At 40.5% G+C, this 15,295-nt stretch carries 16 protein-coding genes; 5 read left to right on the forward strand and 11 right to left on the reverse strand.

The annotated features are described in order from the left end of the window. Nucleotides 1-30: 30 nt before the first annotated feature. The 4 genes from DBR43_RS12185 to DBR43_RS12200 are packed head-to-tail and all read right to left on the reverse strand — an operon-like array spanning nucleotide 31 to nucleotide 2,393. Nucleotides 31-615: a hypothetical protein gene (locus tag DBR43_RS12185; protein ID WP_124581214.1), complete on the reverse strand. Its 585-nt coding sequence runs from the start codon at nucleotides 613-615 to the stop codon at nucleotides 31-33. A 10-nt stretch (nucleotides 616-625) separates the two neighbouring features. Then, nucleotides 626-1,096 (reverse strand): group II truncated hemoglobin, encoded by a 471-nt coding sequence (locus DBR43_RS12190; RefSeq protein ID WP_124581216.1) that lies wholly within the window; start codon nucleotides 1,094-1,096, stop codon nucleotides 626-628. Nucleotides 1,097-1,151: 55 nt separating this feature from the next. After that, nucleotides 1,152-1,697, reverse strand: coding sequence for an RNA 2'-phosphotransferase (locus DBR43_RS12195; RefSeq protein WP_124581218.1), 546 nt, complete (start codon nucleotides 1,695-1,697; stop codon nucleotides 1,152-1,154). 15 nt (nucleotides 1,698-1,712) lie between these two features. Beyond that, nucleotides 1,713-2,393 (reverse strand): YiiX family permuted papain-like enzyme, encoded by a 681-nt coding sequence (locus DBR43_RS12200; protein WP_124581220.1) that lies wholly within the window; start codon nucleotides 2,391-2,393, stop codon nucleotides 1,713-1,715. Nucleotides 2,394-2,555: 162 nt separating this feature from the next. Here DBR43_RS12200 and DBR43_RS12205 point away from each other — a divergent pair, with 162 nt between their 5' ends. Continuing rightward, complete coding sequence (locus DBR43_RS12205; RefSeq protein WP_124581222.1) at nucleotides 2,556-3,095, forward strand: DUF1349 domain-containing protein; 540 nt, start codon at nucleotides 2,556-2,558, stop codon at nucleotides 3,093-3,095. A 46-nt stretch (nucleotides 3,096-3,141) separates the two neighbouring features. Here DBR43_RS12205 and DBR43_RS12210 read toward each other — a convergent pair whose 3' ends face one another. The 3 genes from DBR43_RS12210 to truA form a co-directional block, all read right to left on the reverse strand. Then, the gene (locus tag DBR43_RS12210; RefSeq protein WP_124581224.1) at nucleotides 3,142-3,603 is read right to left on the reverse strand and encodes a GNAT family N-acetyltransferase; all 462 of its coding nucleotides are present in this window, start codon (nucleotides 3,601-3,603) and stop codon (nucleotides 3,142-3,144) included. A 235-nt stretch (nucleotides 3,604-3,838) separates the two neighbouring features. After that, entirely contained in the window at nucleotides 3,839-5,611 is a 1,773-nt protein-coding gene (locus DBR43_RS12215) for an ABC transporter ATP-binding protein (RefSeq protein ID WP_199757031.1), read from the reverse strand. 1 nt (nucleotide 5,612) lies between these two features. Then, on the reverse strand, nucleotides 5,613-6,380 hold the full coding sequence (truA, locus tag DBR43_RS12220; RefSeq protein ID WP_199757032.1) for a tRNA pseudouridine(38-40) synthase TruA: 768 nt from the start codon (nucleotides 6,378-6,380) through the stop codon (nucleotides 5,613-5,615). An 84-nt stretch (nucleotides 6,381-6,464) separates the two neighbouring features. Between truA and DBR43_RS12225 the strand changes: the two genes are divergently transcribed. The 3 genes from DBR43_RS12225 (at nucleotide 6,465) to DBR43_RS12235 (ending at nucleotide 10,210) form a co-directional block, all read left to right on the forward strand. After that, on the forward strand, nucleotides 6,465-6,923 hold the full coding sequence (locus DBR43_RS12225) for a DUF4293 domain-containing protein (RefSeq protein ID WP_124581228.1): 459 nt from the start codon (nucleotides 6,465-6,467) through the stop codon (nucleotides 6,921-6,923). 84 nt (nucleotides 6,924-7,007) lie between these two features. Further along, entirely contained in the window at nucleotides 7,008-8,897 is a 1,890-nt protein-coding gene (locus DBR43_RS12230; protein ID WP_199757033.1) for a DEAD/DEAH box helicase, read from the forward strand. Nucleotides 8,898-9,016: 119 nt separating this feature from the next. Then, nucleotides 9,017-10,210, forward strand: a complete 1,194-nt coding sequence (locus tag DBR43_RS12235) for a hypothetical protein (RefSeq protein WP_124581230.1) — start codon at nucleotides 9,017-9,019, stop codon at nucleotides 10,208-10,210. Nucleotides 10,211-10,282: 72 nt separating this feature from the next. Here DBR43_RS12235 and DBR43_RS12240 read toward each other — a convergent pair whose 3' ends face one another. The 4 genes from DBR43_RS12240 to DBR43_RS12255 all read right to left on the reverse strand — a co-directional run bounded on the left by DBR43_RS12240 (nucleotide 10,283) and on the right by DBR43_RS12255 (nucleotide 14,498). After that, nucleotides 10,283-10,606 carry a hypothetical protein gene (locus DBR43_RS12240; RefSeq protein ID WP_124581232.1) on the reverse strand — a complete coding sequence of 108 codons (324 nt, stop codon included), beginning with the start codon at nucleotides 10,604-10,606 and terminating at the stop codon, nucleotides 10,283-10,285. A gap of 52 nt (nucleotides 10,607-10,658) precedes the next feature. Continuing rightward, the gene (locus DBR43_RS12245) at nucleotides 10,659-11,657 is read right to left on the reverse strand and encodes an NAD(P)H-dependent glycerol-3-phosphate dehydrogenase (RefSeq protein WP_124581234.1); all 999 of its coding nucleotides are present in this window, start codon (nucleotides 11,655-11,657) and stop codon (nucleotides 10,659-10,661) included. A 74-nt stretch (nucleotides 11,658-11,731) separates the two neighbouring features. Continuing rightward, nucleotides 11,732-13,078 (reverse strand): efflux RND transporter periplasmic adaptor subunit, encoded by a 1,347-nt coding sequence (locus DBR43_RS12250; protein ID WP_124581236.1) that lies wholly within the window; start codon nucleotides 13,076-13,078, stop codon nucleotides 11,732-11,734. A gap of 46 nt (nucleotides 13,079-13,124) precedes the next feature. Further along, nucleotides 13,125-14,498, reverse strand: a complete 1,374-nt coding sequence (locus tag DBR43_RS12255) for a TolC family protein (RefSeq protein ID WP_124581238.1) — start codon at nucleotides 14,496-14,498, stop codon at nucleotides 13,125-13,127. An 85-nt stretch (nucleotides 14,499-14,583) separates the two neighbouring features. On the opposite strand from DBR43_RS12255, the gene DBR43_RS12260 reads away from it, so the two are divergent. Beyond that, on the forward strand, nucleotides 14,584-15,201 hold the full coding sequence (locus DBR43_RS12260) for a polysaccharide deacetylase family protein (protein WP_124581240.1): 618 nt from the start codon (nucleotides 14,584-14,586) through the stop codon (nucleotides 15,199-15,201). Nucleotides 15,202-15,295: the final 94 nt, after the last annotated feature.

The following is a 15,295-nucleotide window of genomic DNA, read 5'->3' on the forward strand; positions in this document are numbered from 1 at the left end:
TTTTGTTTTAAGAGGAGTTTATCGTACTTCCTATGGCATTAAACCCTTCATTTGCTGTATTATTTTTTCCTGCTGTTGGATGAGTTTTTTCAGCTCATTTTTATTCGGTAAATGCTCCCTCTGATATTTCTCCATAACCGGCAGTGTTTTCACAATTTTCAATGCAGCATGGTGGTCGAACAGAAGGGTATCATTATCGGAAATTGTTTTCAATAAAGCATTTGTTTCGGCAGTTCTAGCCTCATATGCCTTTGTATGTGCCATGATCAACGATTGCATCTTTTTCATTAACAAGCTATCTTTGATTCCCTTCGCTTTACCATTCACCGAGGCGTAATAATTTCCAGATTTATCAAGATAATTATTAAATACCGTAGTCACTTTTATTGATCCGGATCTGAAAGCGATAATTTCGTCTTCCAGGTTTCTTAAAAGAGAATCCTTATCCACCAGTCCCTGATAAAGGTCTTCTGTTAAATCCCCTTTCATTCTTTTTAAACTGGAATACCCGTTCTGAAGGGCCTCCGGGGTTTGCAGGTTATTGTTCTCCTCTTTTGGCCTGCAGGAAACTGCTATCAGGGAGAAAACCAAAATAATATAGCTTATTTTTTTCATGTCTGTTTTTTTAGGGAATATAAGGTCCTCCGGGAGCTCCCCAGTCCCATTTCGGCATAGGTTCTTCCGGGTTCATTGGATTTTCGGTAATTACAGAATTGATCACTGCGATCCTTGTTCCCCATTCCAGGTAGCCCACAAAAGCAGAGCGAAATTCCGGATCGCTTTTTAGCCCTACTTCATCGGCACTTTGCAATAACAGGTAAACCCATCGCTGGCGCTTCTCTTCAGTCAGCATTTTACCGATATGGTGTCCAACCATTTGAGCATGGCTTCCTCCGTCTTCGGAAGAATACAACTTAGGTCCACCGAAAACTTCTGCCACGAAATGAGCAACATGGCTTACATGTTCCGGAGACATATTTTTAAAAACTTCAGCGAGTAAATCGTCTCTTAAAACCTTGTCATAAAACCTGCTGAATAACAATTCGAAGGTTTTCATATCTCCTGCCCATTCGTATAAAGTTGGTATGTTCTTCATGACACTAACATTTGCTATGGTTACTACATTGAAGATAACAACAAAAAACAAGTACTTAATATTTTAAATATTTAGCAGGCACATGATCGGTAAGCCATACCTCATTTTCTGATAAAAAGAATTCGTAATTGTCACGGTACATTTGCCCGGATAATACCTCAAACACAAATGGCTTTCCATGCCGCTGTCCGACATTAACAGCAGTTTCTTTATGCTGGCTTAAATGAACATGATGTCTGCTTTGTTTCTCCAAGCCTGAGCTTTTAATCAAATCAACAAACTTAACCCCTGTTCCATGGTACAATACCTCAGGAGGTTCCTGTGGACTATACCCCAAATCTACCTCAACTGAATGTCCCTGGTTGGCCCTGATCTTATCCAGTTGTTCATTAAAACTAAATCTCTTTTTTGCATTGGTATCCACGATATACTTCAGCATTTCGAAATCTAATACCGGTTCTGTTTTTCTGGATTTCTGAATCAACACAGACACATCAGTCCAGCCATTTCCATCCAGTTCAATACCGATTAATTCCGGATGATGTCTTAATACAAAGCTTAGAAACTTACTAATTCTTTTATTCTCCTTCTCAGTGATCATGCTTCAATGGTATGATTAATTTGATTTTATCGTTGTTAATAATTCGCTGTTATAAATGCTTTCCGGCGAAATCACCGTTTCATTCATGGGTATCTTGTTACCATACCGGGCTTTCATTTTTTCCTTTACAGCAAAACTGCTCAAATCAAAATTTTTTAACTTTTCAAGTTTACCCAGTTCTAACCCCGTAGCTTCTTTATAGACTTTCCAAATAAGTTCGGAGCAATAAATCCTATCGTCTGTCCATTCAAAGTAAAGATCATAATGCTTCCCTTTAAACCGGTCTCCAACTGTTTTCATTTTGTTCAATACCGGAGTCGTTAACACCTCATCCGAATTTTTCAACCTCTTGATCACAAAGTGGCCTCCGGATCCGCGCGCAATCCATTTATTCAAAGGTGTCAGACAAACAGGCTCTATGGCTTCGTAAACAAAGTAGTTCTCCCCATTCTTATACACAATTCCACAATGGCTGTATTTAGAATGTGTGGCCAGCTGAATGGCTTTACTTTGTCCGGATACCGAGGTCTGGAAAATAATATCCCCACTTTTTATTTCGGTTGAACCAGCCATCGCCTTACTCTTTTTACCTGCTTTTTTAATTTGATATGGAGGCCCAAAAATCTCATTTCTGGCATAGGTACCAGCAATGATCAACAATATTAAGATTAGTATGGTGCTGACTCGTCTTCTCATTTTATTTTCCAATGCTATAAAGAAACACAATTCTTCCGGTTTCAACCCATCAGCGAATTGACATTTTTTTTTCAATTTATTAAAAAACGCATCTTCCACCAACATTCTTATTCTACAATTTTATTTAAGTTTATAACACTTAAACATCAAGTCCGGAAAACTATGAATTGGTATAATAAACCACTTAAATCAGTTGAAGATATAAACTCATTAACCATGACGGTAGATCCGGAAACCGATTACTGGAGAATTACCCACTATGGTTTCATCAGGGACAACGGCCCCTTCTACTACACAGAGCTGGCCGGCAATTTTGAAGTGAGCGTAAAAATTACAGGTGTTTATCAGGACCTGTTCCATCAGGCAGGATTAATGATCAGAACAGACGATAAGAACTGGATCAAAACTGGTATTGAGTATGTAGATGGCGTACAAAATGTGAGCGCTGTAGTGACACGTGACTTTTCCGACTGGTCTGTTGTACCCAGACACGACAGCCCTGAATCAATCTGGTTAAAACTCCTTCGCAAAGGCGATTATGTAGAAATAAAATATTCTTTTGACGGAACAAAATTCGAGATGCTTCGTCTGGCCTATTTCCCCGCAAAAGTAAAAGCGATGATCGGAATGGTTGCTGCTGCACCCGGAAAAAAGAGTTTTGATGTCAGGTTTGAAGATTTTGAAGTAACCCCGGTAAAGTAACAGCATTTTCTAACCTTTTTTGCTGTTCAATTCCCTCTGCAAATATCTATAATCCCTTTCTCATCTGAACAAGATGTCGCATAAAGCCTGCTTTTTCATAAGCCTTAATGGCAGATTCATTTGTTTGATAAACATCGAGCCGGAGTTCTGTAATCCCTCTTGAAGCAGACCAACTGCTCAGCGCCTCAATAATTTTTTGATTTACCCCTAAACCACGATAACCTGGATCAACATACATAAACCCTAAATAGGCATGTTGTTCATGCAGAAGGTAAGGTTTAGCACTTTCTATCCTGGCATAACCAGAACCAATAACTTCATCACCCGATACTGCAACAAGAAGTTCTACCTCTGTTGAATTGATCATTTGATCAATATCATAGTACTTGATCCCGGCCGGTTTTAGTGTAGGATCAAATGGCCTTTCGGCATTGATAACCCCTTGTTCAAAAGCAAGGAGTGTATCCATATCGTTTAAAGTTGCTTTGCGAATAAATATATCTTTCATCAATCAAATTTTGTGTTTGCTGAAAAACCTCTGGATGTCCCTTCGATTTCCTTTTTAATTGCCTGCGACTTCAATTGATCTTCAATTGGTCACTAATAGGGGGTTGATAGGTCCTTGATTGGTTCTACAGACCTTTTAACGTCCTTTCCAGGATCAACCGGCCATCCACATTAAGCGACCGCATATGAACATCATATAAAACGAACATCTGTTATGCGCGGTGATGTGCCTAAGCTCAGGCAGAAACAATTCCACCGGAATTGAACTGAAGATCGTACAATCGTTTATAATATCCATCCAGTTTTAACAGTTCCTGGTGGGTTCCGATTTCTTTGATCTCTCCTTTATCCAGAACCAGGATTTTATCGGCTTTCTGAATCGTAGACAAGCGATGCGCAATAACAATGGAAGTTCTGCCTTTCATCAGGTTCTCTATCGCCCGTTGGATCAGCATTTCTGTTTCGGTATCTACCGAAGAAGTGGCCTCATCCAATACCAGAATCGATGGATTATACACCAATGCGCGGATAAAGGAGATCAATTGTGCCTGTCCTGCGGAAAGCGTTGCACCGCGCTCCATCACATTGTACTGATAACCACCAGGCAGTCTTTCAATAAAATCATGGGCACCAACTTTCTTCGCTGCATCCACTACCTCTTCCATGGAAATGTCTGGATTATTTAAGGTCACATTGTTAAAGATGGTATCTGAAAACAGGAAAACATCCTGTAGAACAGTGGCAATATTGCGTCTCAGGTAATTGAGTTGATAATCCTGGATTTTCACACCATCCACCTTGATCTCTCCTTTCTGGATCTCATAAAATCTGTTCAGAATATTAATTGTGGAAGACTTACCCGCACCGGTGGCACCTACCAAAGCAATGGTCTTTCCTGACTGCACTTCAAAAGAAATATCTTTCAGCACATAATTCTCATCATTATAAGCAAACCAGACCTTGTCAAAAGAAATCGAACCCGCCATCTTTTCAGGGGCAAATGTTCCTTTGTCTTCCGTCACCTCATCGGTATCTAAAACCTTAAACACCCGCTCCGCTCCGACCATCCCCATCTGAAGGGTATTAAACTTATCAGCAAGTTCCCGGATCGGACGGAAAAGCATTCCGATATATAAAATAAATTCTGCGATTGTCCCTGGAGTTACGTCGAGTGGTTTAGCAAGAATACTTCTCGATCCATACCATACCAGTAAGCCCAATGACATTGCTGAAATGATCTCCACTACCGGAAAAAAGATGGAATAATACCAGTTAGAACGGATATTTGCATCCCTATATCTTGCATTGATCTTTACAAACTTCTTATATTCCTGTTGCTCTCTTGCAAAATATTGAATAATCGAAACTCCGGAAATGTGTTCCTGTAAATAAGTATTCAGGTTAGAAACCTCTGTTCTGATCTCCTGAAACGCCGATTTAATGGCTTTCTGAAAAACGGAGGTCGCCAGTATCAGTAAAGGCATAGGCAATAATACCACAAAGGTCAATGCCCAATCCCGGTAGATCATTACTCCGATGATCACAATCACCATCAGAATATCACCGATGATCACGATCAAGCCCTCGGAAAAGATCTCTGCGATCGTTTCCAGATCGGAAACTGTCCGGGTAATTAGTTGCCCGATAGGCGTATTGTCAAAATATTTTAGCCTAAGTTTGGTGATGTGGTTAAAAACGTTAATCCTCAGGTCCCGGATGGCCGATTGTCCAAGGGTATTTGTCAACAGGGTATGGCTGAACTGGATTCCTGCCTGAAGCACCAGCAGGATCAACATCACGATGGTCATTTTTAACAAACCTCCGTGCTGGTCCTTCATGATGTAATGGTCCAGGGTATACTGGATTAAAAAAGGTCTTACCGGTGCAATTAAAGCTAATAATATGGTCAACACGATTGCCCAGATAAAGATCCTGCGGTAAGGTTTTACATATTGAAAAACCCTTCTCAACAGGCCAACATTCAACGCATCACCAGTTATTTTAGACATATCAATAGTTTACATAGGGATAAACAACATTCACTAAGTATAAACCACATGCCGGGACCGACTGCCCTGCATTACTGCGGTTTTTACTTTCAATAATTTCTCTGAGTTCTGCTAAGTTAATTTCTTTTTTTCCAATCCGAACCAGGGTACCCACAATTGCCCGCACCATATTTCTCAGAAAACGGTCTGCGCGGATGGTGAACTGCAGACCACCGTCTGTTGGTTCGAAATAAGCTTCAGTCACCTTACAATTGTTCGTAAATGTTTGGGTATTGGATTTACTAAAACAGGAAAAATCAGTGTATTCGAGAATAATTTTGGCCGCCTCATTCATTGCTTCGACATCCAGTTCACCTTTAAACAACCATGAGCGCTCTAATTTAAAAGGATCTTTATGAAAATGAAGGTGATAATGGTAAGCCCTTTCCGTGGCATCGAAGCGGGCATGGGCGTCGACGGCGACTGGAAAAACACGCTTAACAGCAATCTGGTAAGGCAACAAAGAATTGATTCCTGTAATGGAACGTTCTGCATTTACTGGTTTTTCCTCAGAAATCTCCAGGTCAAAATGGGCAAAAAACTCTGTAGCATGGACCCCGGCATCTGTTCTCCCGCAGCCCAGCGTAACGACAGGCTGACGAAAATAAACAGACAATGCCTGGTCCAGACATTCCTGCACGGTCATGGCATTTGGCTGTATTTGCCAACCATGATAACTTGTGCCATTATAAGACAATTCAATAAAATATCGCTGTATGTTCGGTTTCAATAGGACAAATTTAATCTTTTGGATCAAGATATTGATTGGTTAGTAGGGGCCTTTTAATATATTTGTTGAAATTATTGAACTGATATGATACAACGAGTACAATCCATCTGGCTTCTGTTAGCAGGCCTGGCCATATTACTTTTAATGTTTATCCCGATTGTAAGCAGCCAGTCTAATGGCTCAGAATATTGGATTGTGGCGACCGGTTTATACCAAAAAACAAATGGTATAGTTGCAAAAACAGATTATTTTAAGCCCCTATTTTTAAATACAGTATGTGTATCCATGCTATGTCTCGCCACTATTTTTACATTTAAAAACAGAACCGGACAAAAACGTCTCATCATTGTGGCCATCATCGCAACACTTTCATTGTGTTTCTGGATCTTCAATTATGCGCAGGGACTTCCGGGCGGAATCGCGGCTGTTAAGCCGGGTATCGGTGCTTTTTTACCAATTGCAGCAATCCTGTTTTGTGCATTGGCTTTCCGCGGAATCCGTAAAGATGAGCAATTATTGAGATCAGCCGACAGACTAAGATAATTAATTGCCTCATTTTTATTTAGTTACGCATCTGTGAAATACCAAATATTAAGCGTACCTTTGCGGCTTAATTAATATAAATACATGATAAACCCATTTAGTAAATTGGGGATAAGTGATGACGTTGTTAGTGCCGTAAAGGATTTAGGTTTCGAAAATCCAACACCTATTCAGGAGCAAAGTATTCCTGTGCTGTTAGAGGGCAATAACGATTTTGTTGGTTTGGCCCAAACAGGAACAGGAAAGACAGCCGCATTCGGTTTACCTCTGTTAGAATTGATCGACTTTAAAAGCAACAAGCCTCAGGCATTAATTTTATGCCCTACAAGAGAGCTTTGCTTACAGATTACGAGCGACATCAAGAATTTCTCAAAAAACATCTCTGGTGCTAGTGTAGTTGCCGTTTACGGTGGCGCAAACATTATGCAGCAGCTGCGTGAAATTAGAAACGGTGTACAAATTGTTGTGGCTACACCGGGCCGCATGTTAGACATTATTGGCAGAAAAGCTATTGATTTCACGAATGTGAAATATGTAGTTTTGGATGAAGCCGATGAAATGTTAAACATGGGTTTCCAGGAAGACATTAACGACATCTTGTCGACTACTCCTGACGACAAAAAAACATGGTTATTCTCCGCTACTATGCCTCCAGAGGTTAGAAGAATAGCTAAAAACTACATGGACTCTCCGGTAGAGTTAACCATGGGTACCAAAAACACAGGTAACGTAAATATCGAGCACGAGTACTATATCGTACGTGCAAGAGATAAATACGCTGCTTTAAAACGTATCGTAGATTTTAACCCTGAAATCTTTGCGGTAGTATTCTGTAAAACCAAAATGGATACACAGGATGTTGCTGAGCACTTGATTAAAGATGGTTATAATGCGGATGCTTTACACGGAGATTTATCTCAACAACAACGTGATAAAGTAATGCAGCGTTTCCGTGACCGTAACATGCAGTTATTAATTGCTACAGATGTTGCAGCACGTGGTATTGATGTTCAAAACGTAACTCACGTTGTGAATTATTCATTACCTGACGAAATTGAAAGTTATACCCACCGTAGTGGTCGTACCGGCCGTGCGGGTAAAACAGGTGTTTCTATCTGTATCGTTAACTCTAAAGAACTTGGCAAAATCCGTCAGATCGAAAGAATCATTGGTAAACAATTTACTAAAGCTTCTTTACCTACAGGTTTTGACGTTTGTGAGAAACAATTGTTTGCTTTGGTTCACAAGGTTCACAATGTAGAAGTTAACGAAGCACAAATTGAGCAATACATCCCTCGTATTATGGATGAGTTTGCTGAATTGAGCAAAGAAGACGTGATCAAACGTTTTGCATCTTTAGAGTTTAACCGCTTTTTAGAGTATTACAAAAACGCTCCTGATCTTAATTCTTCGGCTGATGATCGCGGTGAAAGAGGAGAACGTGGTGAGCGCGGTGAAAGAGGCCCTAGAGGTAGCGATGGTTACACCCGTTTATTTATCAACTTAGGTTCGGTTGATGACTTTACAAGAGGTGACTTGTTATCTTTTGTTTGTAACAACGGTAAAATCAGTGGAAAAAGCATTGGCAAAATCGACTTAAAAGGTGTTTATTCATTCTTTGAAGTAGAAGATGCAACTGTAGATTCTTTATTCAATAATTTCAAAGGAGTTGAATTCAACAACCGTGGGGTTAGAATTGAGAAAACTGCTGATGGTGATGGCGGCGGTGGTCGTAGTCGTGGTGGATTCGGCGGCGGTGGTGGCAGACGCGAAGGCGGAAGCTACGGCGGCGGAAGAAGCGGTGGCGGTGACAGAAGAAGCAGCGGTGGCGGCGGTAGACGCGAAGGCGGAAACAGCGGCGGTGGTTTCAGAGATTTCTCTGGAAGAAGCCGTGAAGATCGTGGTGGAAACACTGGCGGAAGCGGAAGACGTGAAGGTGGAGCCGGAAGTGGCGATAGAAGACGCAGATCTTAATCCAAATCATATGATTAAAAACCTCCGGAGATTCCGGAGGTTTTTTTTTTGCCCTGAGACTTCTTCGTGACCGTTAAACGGACATTTTTTATACCTATATTTACAGTCCAATTAACGTTATGAATAATTATTTATCAGCCATTACTATCGTATTCCTATTTGCATTGACAGGATGCAAAAAATCAAAAGAAAATCCCAACCCACAAACCATTGATCAAAAACCTGTTACAGAACTCGACAGACCCATTTATGTCTCCGCAACAAAAGGTAAATTTGGAAACAGAATCGTAGTTACCTGGGCTCCGATTCCCAAAGCAAAAAAATATCAGCTATTTAAGTTGAACGAGAGTACCCAGGAATATGTGTTGACTAAAGAAACCGCCGACACCAGTTTTACAGACCTGCAAATTACAAAGCCACTGACTAAAGTATATTATAAAGTCATGGTTCGCAACAGTGAAACTGAATACAGTAGATTCAGCGATCTGGATTATGGATACACCTCAGGACAGAATTACGTCCCGGTCTTTAGTTTCGGAACTGAAGGAACTGGTCCTGGACAGTTCAATTTTGCTTACCATTTAGAAGTAGACAAAGACAACAATATATATGTAAGTGACGAAGGAAATAATGTAGTTCAGAAATTTGATCAGAAAGGTACATTTTTAGAGCGTTTTTATAATGGACAGGGAGCAAGAGGTATTGCATTTCTTAACAATGGCAATGCTGTGGTTACTCAGGCTCAATACAGCAGTCCTTACGTTGCGATCATGGACAAGCAGAAAAATATCCTGAAAGGATGGGGAACATACGGTACAGCGGACAATCAATTCCTCAACATTGAAGAAATCACCATTGATGACGAGCAGAATATCTACGTTGTAGATGGTTCAAATAATCTCGTGAAGAAGTTTGATCAGAATGGTAATTTCCTGCTGAAATTTCCCGGAGCAGTTCGGGCTCCTGCACAGCAGGACAATGCTTATCCGCTTGGAATTTGCTTCTTCAAAAACAAGATCTTTGTCACCTCCCCAAGAAATGGTCAGGTTAGAGTTTATGATAAGACAGGGAATTATATCAAAACCTGGAATACAGGGGCCTCAGCAAACGCAATTAAAGCGAAAGGAGACCATCTCTATGTAGCATGCGGAGGATCTATTCTAAAAACAGACGAAGATGGATTGGTTAAAGAGGACATTGGAAGAAGTGAAATCGCCGGAGGCCACGTTAGGGGTATTGCTGTAAACAGCGACGGTGATATCATTGCACTCAATATATCTGCAAGAAAAGTCATTGTATTCAAAAAGCTATAATTTACCGGTATAAAAAAGGTCGGCTTCCATAACGGAGCCGACCTTTTCATTTAACAGCGGATCTGAAATCCACTATTTTTCTTTCTTGACAGGACGGGTCTTGATCTGAGATTCTTTCAGATATACCTTCCCTCCTTTTTTATTGATGTAATATTTCTTGTTTTTGCCGTTGATGTACACATCGGAACCATCAGGCGCCATTTTACCTTTATATGTCTGATCAGCAACTTTAGCCGTGCCCTTCACCGCGACTTCTGCAGTTTTGTTACCTACCTTTTTAGCTGTTTTGCTAATTACCTGGCCAACACTTTCTTTTTTCTCCTGAGCGTTAGAGGTTAAGGCCAATGTGCTAAGGAACGCAAGGGCTAAACCCCCAAATAGATATTTTCTTTTCATGGTGAGATGTTTTTTAGCTAATAACAAAATACCATCAAATTTGTTTGACTATTTAGTTGAGTTGCTCTGTCAGCAATCGCATTTCGATATGCGGAGAATGTTGTTCATAAAGAATGGCATATACCGCTCTGCTGATCGGCATATCTACTTTATATTTCTTATTGATATGGTGCATGCATTTCACCGCATAATAGCCCTCTGCCACCATGTTCATTTCCAGCTGTGCTGATTTCACCGTATATCCTTTACCGATCATATTCCCAAAAGTCCGGTTCCGGCTAAATTGAGAATAAGCAGTAACCAGCAAATCCCCAAGATAAGCAGATTCTTTAATGTCTCTGGAAATCGGATGTACCGCATCCACAAAACGCTTGATTTCCCGAATTGCATTGGAGATTAAAACAGCTTGAAAGTTATCTCCATAACCTACCCCGTGACAAATTCCGCTGGCCACGGCATAGATGTTCTTCAACACCGCAGCGTATTCCGTTCCGAAAATATCATCTGAAACATTTGTTTTGATATACCTGGTACTCAATAAACCTGCAAAGATGCCTGCAAGGTCCAAATCCAGAGAAGCGATGGTCAGGTAAGACAGTTTCTCAAAAGCCACTTCTTCTGCATGACAAGGACCACTGATCACCACGATATCTTCCAAAGGAACGCCGTATTTCTGATTCAGAAACTCGCCTATGATCTGATTTTCATCAGGCACAATCCCTTTAATCGCAGAGATCATTTTCTTGCCCTTTAACATTTCCGGAGTGACATCTTTTAAGGTTTCCTTTAAAAATGCCGCAGGGACATTTAAAATCACGTATTCAGCCTGCTCAATAATGGTGACGATATCGCTGGAAATATTTGTTTCAGGAATCCTGATCTCCACAGAGCTCAGGTAGTTTGGATTGTGCTTATATTTTTGCAGGTGCGTAATTGCTTCTGCATTGCGCATCCACCAATAAATCTCTTTCGCAGTCGTATTGTCTGAAAGCATTTTTACAATAGCAGTAGCCCAACTACCCCCACCAATCATTGCAACTTTAGGTATCATACAGTATTAAATAAAAAACCCCGGTTATTGTTTTAACCGGGGCAATTTACTCATTTAAAAATGATTGATAAAGTTTACTTTTTACCAGGATTAGCAAACAATTGATCCTTAGTTGTTTTCTCTACTTTCATTCCGTCTTTCAATTTGTTCTGAATGGCAGAGTAAGGGCCGGATACCACTTCCTGTCCGGCTTTAAGGCCGCTTTTAATGATGATGAACTGATCGTTCTGAATTCCTGTAGTTACTTCTACCTGCTTAACTGTTCCTGCATTGAAAACATACACATATTGCTTCACCGTTTTATCGGCAAGTTTTGTTTTCTGTTTATCTGCATTCTCGTCATTGCCTGCAGTTTTAACATCTTTATTTTTTTCACTGGTAAACACAGACTGAATTGGAATAGCCAGGCCATGTACCGATTCGCTTTCAATGTCTACAGTTGCCGACAAGCCCGGTCTGAAAGGAGAAGGAAGGTCTTTTGCACCACCTTTAACCCCTTCGTAAGAATCTGCAATGATCCTTACCTTAACCACGAAGTTCGTTACCTGATCCACTGAAGTTGTCACTGAACCAATGTCTTTTGAAGAGCTTGCAATTTCAGTAACCACTCCTTTGAATTTTTTATCCGCAAAAGCATCTACCTCGATCTTTGCACTATCACCAACATTTACCCTGTTGATGTCATTCTCGTTTACGTCTACGTTTACTTCCATCGTCTTCAGGTTGGAAATTCTCATGATCTCGGTTCCTGCCATTTGTGCAGTACCCAGGATACGGTCACCCAGTTCAACAGACAATTTAGAGATCACACCGTCTACCGGCGCATAGATTGTTGCTTTAGCCAGATTCGCATTTGCTTCCTGAACATTCGCACCAGATTGCTCCAGCTGGAATTTTGCAGAGATGTAATCTTCTTTAGATTTAGCAACATTGGTTTTCGCCGTTAAAAAAGCAGCCTTTGCCGCATCAAACTCTGAGGCAGATATGACCTTTTTACCGAACAACTCCACATTACGTTTGTAAGTTGCTTCTGCGTTTACGAAGTTACCTTCACTTTGTTTCATCATTTGCAAAGCAGAAGCTACTCCTGCTTTCTGAGAGCTATAGGAGGCTACCGCCCTGTCATAACCCGACTTTAATACATCAGGACGAACTTTGATCAGCAACTGGCCTTTTTTAACCACATCGCCTTCTTTCACTAAAAGTTCAGTCACCTCTCCGGAAACCTCAGAGCTTAATTTCACTTCTGTTTCCGGTTGTACCTTTCCACTGGCAGTAACCGTTTCTATTACTTTTCTGTCTGCAGCTTTATCAATGGTTACTTTTTCAATTTTTTCACCACCAATAAGGCCCGTAAGCTTTGCTACAACCAGTAAAGCAATGACTACGCCTAATGTTATTAATATGGGTTTTAGTTTCATTTGTTGTTGTTTATTTATTTTATATCAAATCGAGCCTTATAATGCTTTAGAAGATGATTTGCTTGCCCAGGTAATAGTCAATGACTTTTGCCCTGAAGAGTAAATCGTATTTGGCCTGAATCATATCGACTTCAGCTTTATTCATGTTGGATTGGGAAGTACTGTAATCCAGGGAGTTTACCAATCCTACTGCATAACGTTGTTCAATCACGTTGAATGCATCTTTTTGCGCCTGAAAGGTATTTGTTGTAGATCTGTAACGGCTTTCTGCAGCTTTAAGATCGGCTACCGCCTGATAGATCACTTTATTCAGGTTATTCTTTGCCAGTTGTTCATCAGTTTGTGTTTGTAGCAGACTGATTTTAGCTTTTCTAACCCCACTTCTGGCCTGAAGTCCATTAAAGATCGGAATGCTCAGACTCAAACCAATGTTCTGACCAAAACGGTCGTTGAGCTGCTCTGAGAAAGTACGCTGAGGAATATTCGCATCATTATATCCGAAAATATAAGAATAAGAAGATCCTAATCCCGCATTAAAGCCCAATCTTGGATACAAAGCACCTTTAGCCACATCCACGCCTTTTTTTGCAGCTTCCGTACGAAGAGCTGCCAGCTTAATGTCTGGGAAAAGACCGATCGCATCCGCATAAACTTCATCAGGATTGTATCTTGTTTTTGGTGCACTAAAGCTTTCCAGTAAAGGGGCCTTAACTTCATATTTTGTAGAAGAAGGCACATCCATAAGCTGCGCAAGTGTCAGGTAAGAAATTGTAAGCGCATTGTCGGCATTGGTCACATTTAATTCTGCAGTAGCTAACTGTGATTTTGCCTGCGACAGATCTGCCAATGTTTTATTACCTACATCCAGCAATTGCTGCTCTCTGTTCAATTGCTGCTTAGCAACACCCAGCTGAACATTCGCTGCTTTCAAAAGGTCTATATTATACAGGATCTGCAGGTAGGAAGTCACCACCTGTAAGATCAGGTCATTTTTAACTTTATCAGTATTTGCCTTTCCTGCATCCAATAGTAATTTATTCTGTTTGATCTGGTTGATCTTGGACCATCCTTCGAAAACGGTAACTCCCGATGACAGTGATCCGGAAGATGTTAACAATTTCTGGGTAATGATCTTATAAGTGTTCTGATCCTGACTACGTCCAAAACTGATACCACTGCTGATGGATCCACTCAAAGTAGGTACCAATGCAAGTTTTGACTGTTTTAGGTTTTCGTCTGCCAAACTTTCACTAAACTGTGATTGTTTGATAGTGAGGTTATTATTTAGAGTCTTATCTATCGCATCCTGAATGGTGATTACTTCCTGTGCCGCGGAGTTCTGCACAAACCCTGTAATCAATGCTAATGACAAAACTAAGCTGAGCTTGGGTAACGCATTAAAACTGGTAAACTTTCTCATAATTTTAATTTCACAATAATAATATAAACAACTAACTGATTTTGTAAATTTTCAGGTACAACAAAGTATTTTATTACTTTTGGACATGTACCTGGTTAAATCTCCGCTTTTACTGAAATGGTATTATCCATCTCTCATCTGGAACAAAACCCGAGCTCAAAGAGTCATTTATTTAACCTTTGACGACGGACCCATACCGGATGTTACAGACTTCGTACTAAAAACTTTAAAAAGCTTTAATGCGAAAGCCACCTTTTTTTGCATTGGCGATAATATACAAAAGCATCCCGATATTTTCGGGAGGCTCAAAGCCGAAGGACACCGGATCGGAAACCATACTTTTAATCACTTAAAAGGCTGGAAAACGGAAGACCAGGTTTACCTTCAAAATTTCCGGCAATGCCAGGAACTGACCAACACTAATTTATTTCGTCCGCCTTACGGCAGAATTAAAAAATCACAGATTTCGAGTCTGCGCACTGAATTTCCTGACCTACAAATTGTCATGTGGGATGTGCTTAGCGGCGATTTTGACCTCAAACTCGCCCCACAAAAGTGCTATGATCAGGTGGTTAAACATGTCGAAAACGGTTCAATCATCGTTTTCCATGACAGCATTAAAGCTTTCGACAGGCTAAAATATACTTTACCAAGGGCTTTACAATATTTCAGTGAACAAGGATTCCGATTCGAAACCCTTTAACGTTCAGACCGGATTTAAGCGAAGCTCAGGCCAAGAATAGAAAAACACCACAAAAAACTATCTGTCAGCATTTTACAATTGAACAATCTTTTAC

The organism is Pedobacter sp. KBW06 (assembly GCF_003852525.1).
In the GTDB taxonomy this organism is placed as follows: Bacteria; Bacteroidota; Bacteroidia; order Sphingobacteriales; family Sphingobacteriaceae; genus Pedobacter.

Bases quoted from the DNA above. Each gene is read 5' to 3' on its own strand.
- DBR43_RS12230 (WP_199757033.1), top strand. From the start codon at position 7,008: ATGATAAACCCATTTAGTAAATTGGGGATAAGTGATGACGTTGTTAGT.
- DBR43_RS12255 (WP_124581238.1), bottom strand. From the start codon at position 14,498: ATGAGAAAGTTTACCAGTTTTAATGCGTTACCCAAGCTCAGCTTAGTT.
- DBR43_RS12185 (WP_124581214.1), bottom strand. From the start codon at position 615: ATGAAAAAAATAAGCTATATTATTTTGGTTTTCTCCCTGATAGCAGTT.
- DBR43_RS12250 (WP_124581236.1), bottom strand. From the start codon at position 13,078: ATGAAACTAAAACCCATATTAATAACATTAGGCGTAGTCATTGCTTTA.
- DBR43_RS12195 (WP_124581218.1), bottom strand. From the start codon at position 1,697: ATGATCACTGAGAAGGAGAATAAAAGAATTAGTAAGTTTCTAAGCTTT.
- DBR43_RS12240 (WP_124581232.1), bottom strand. From the start codon at position 10,606: ATGAAAAGAAAATATCTATTTGGGGGTTTAGCCCTTGCGTTCCTTAGC.
- DBR43_RS12235 (WP_124581230.1), top strand. From the start codon at position 9,017: ATGAATAATTATTTATCAGCCATTACTATCGTATTCCTATTTGCATTG.
- DBR43_RS12200 (WP_124581220.1), bottom strand. From the start codon at position 2,393: ATGAGAAGACGAGTCAGCACCATACTAATCTTAATATTGTTGATCATT.
- DBR43_RS12205 (WP_124581222.1), top strand. From the start codon at position 2,556: ATGAATTGGTATAATAAACCACTTAAATCAGTTGAAGATATAAACTCA.
- DBR43_RS12190 (WP_124581216.1), bottom strand. From the start codon at position 1,096: ATGAAGAACATACCAACTTTATACGAATGGGCAGGAGATATGAAAACC.
- DBR43_RS12210 (WP_124581224.1), bottom strand. From the start codon at position 3,603: ATGAAAGATATATTTATTCGCAAAGCAACTTTAAACGATATGGATACA.
- DBR43_RS12245 (WP_124581234.1), bottom strand. From the start codon at position 11,657: ATGATACCTAAAGTTGCAATGATTGGTGGGGGTAGTTGGGCTACTGCT.
- DBR43_RS12225 (WP_124581228.1), top strand. From the start codon at position 6,465: ATGATACAACGAGTACAATCCATCTGGCTTCTGTTAGCAGGCCTGGCC.
- DBR43_RS12260 (WP_124581240.1), top strand. From the start codon at position 14,584: ATGTACCTGGTTAAATCTCCGCTTTTACTGAAATGGTATTATCCATCT.
- DBR43_RS12215 (WP_199757031.1), bottom strand. From the start codon at position 5,611: ATGTCTAAAATAACTGGTGATGCGTTGAATGTTGGCCTGTTGAGAAGG.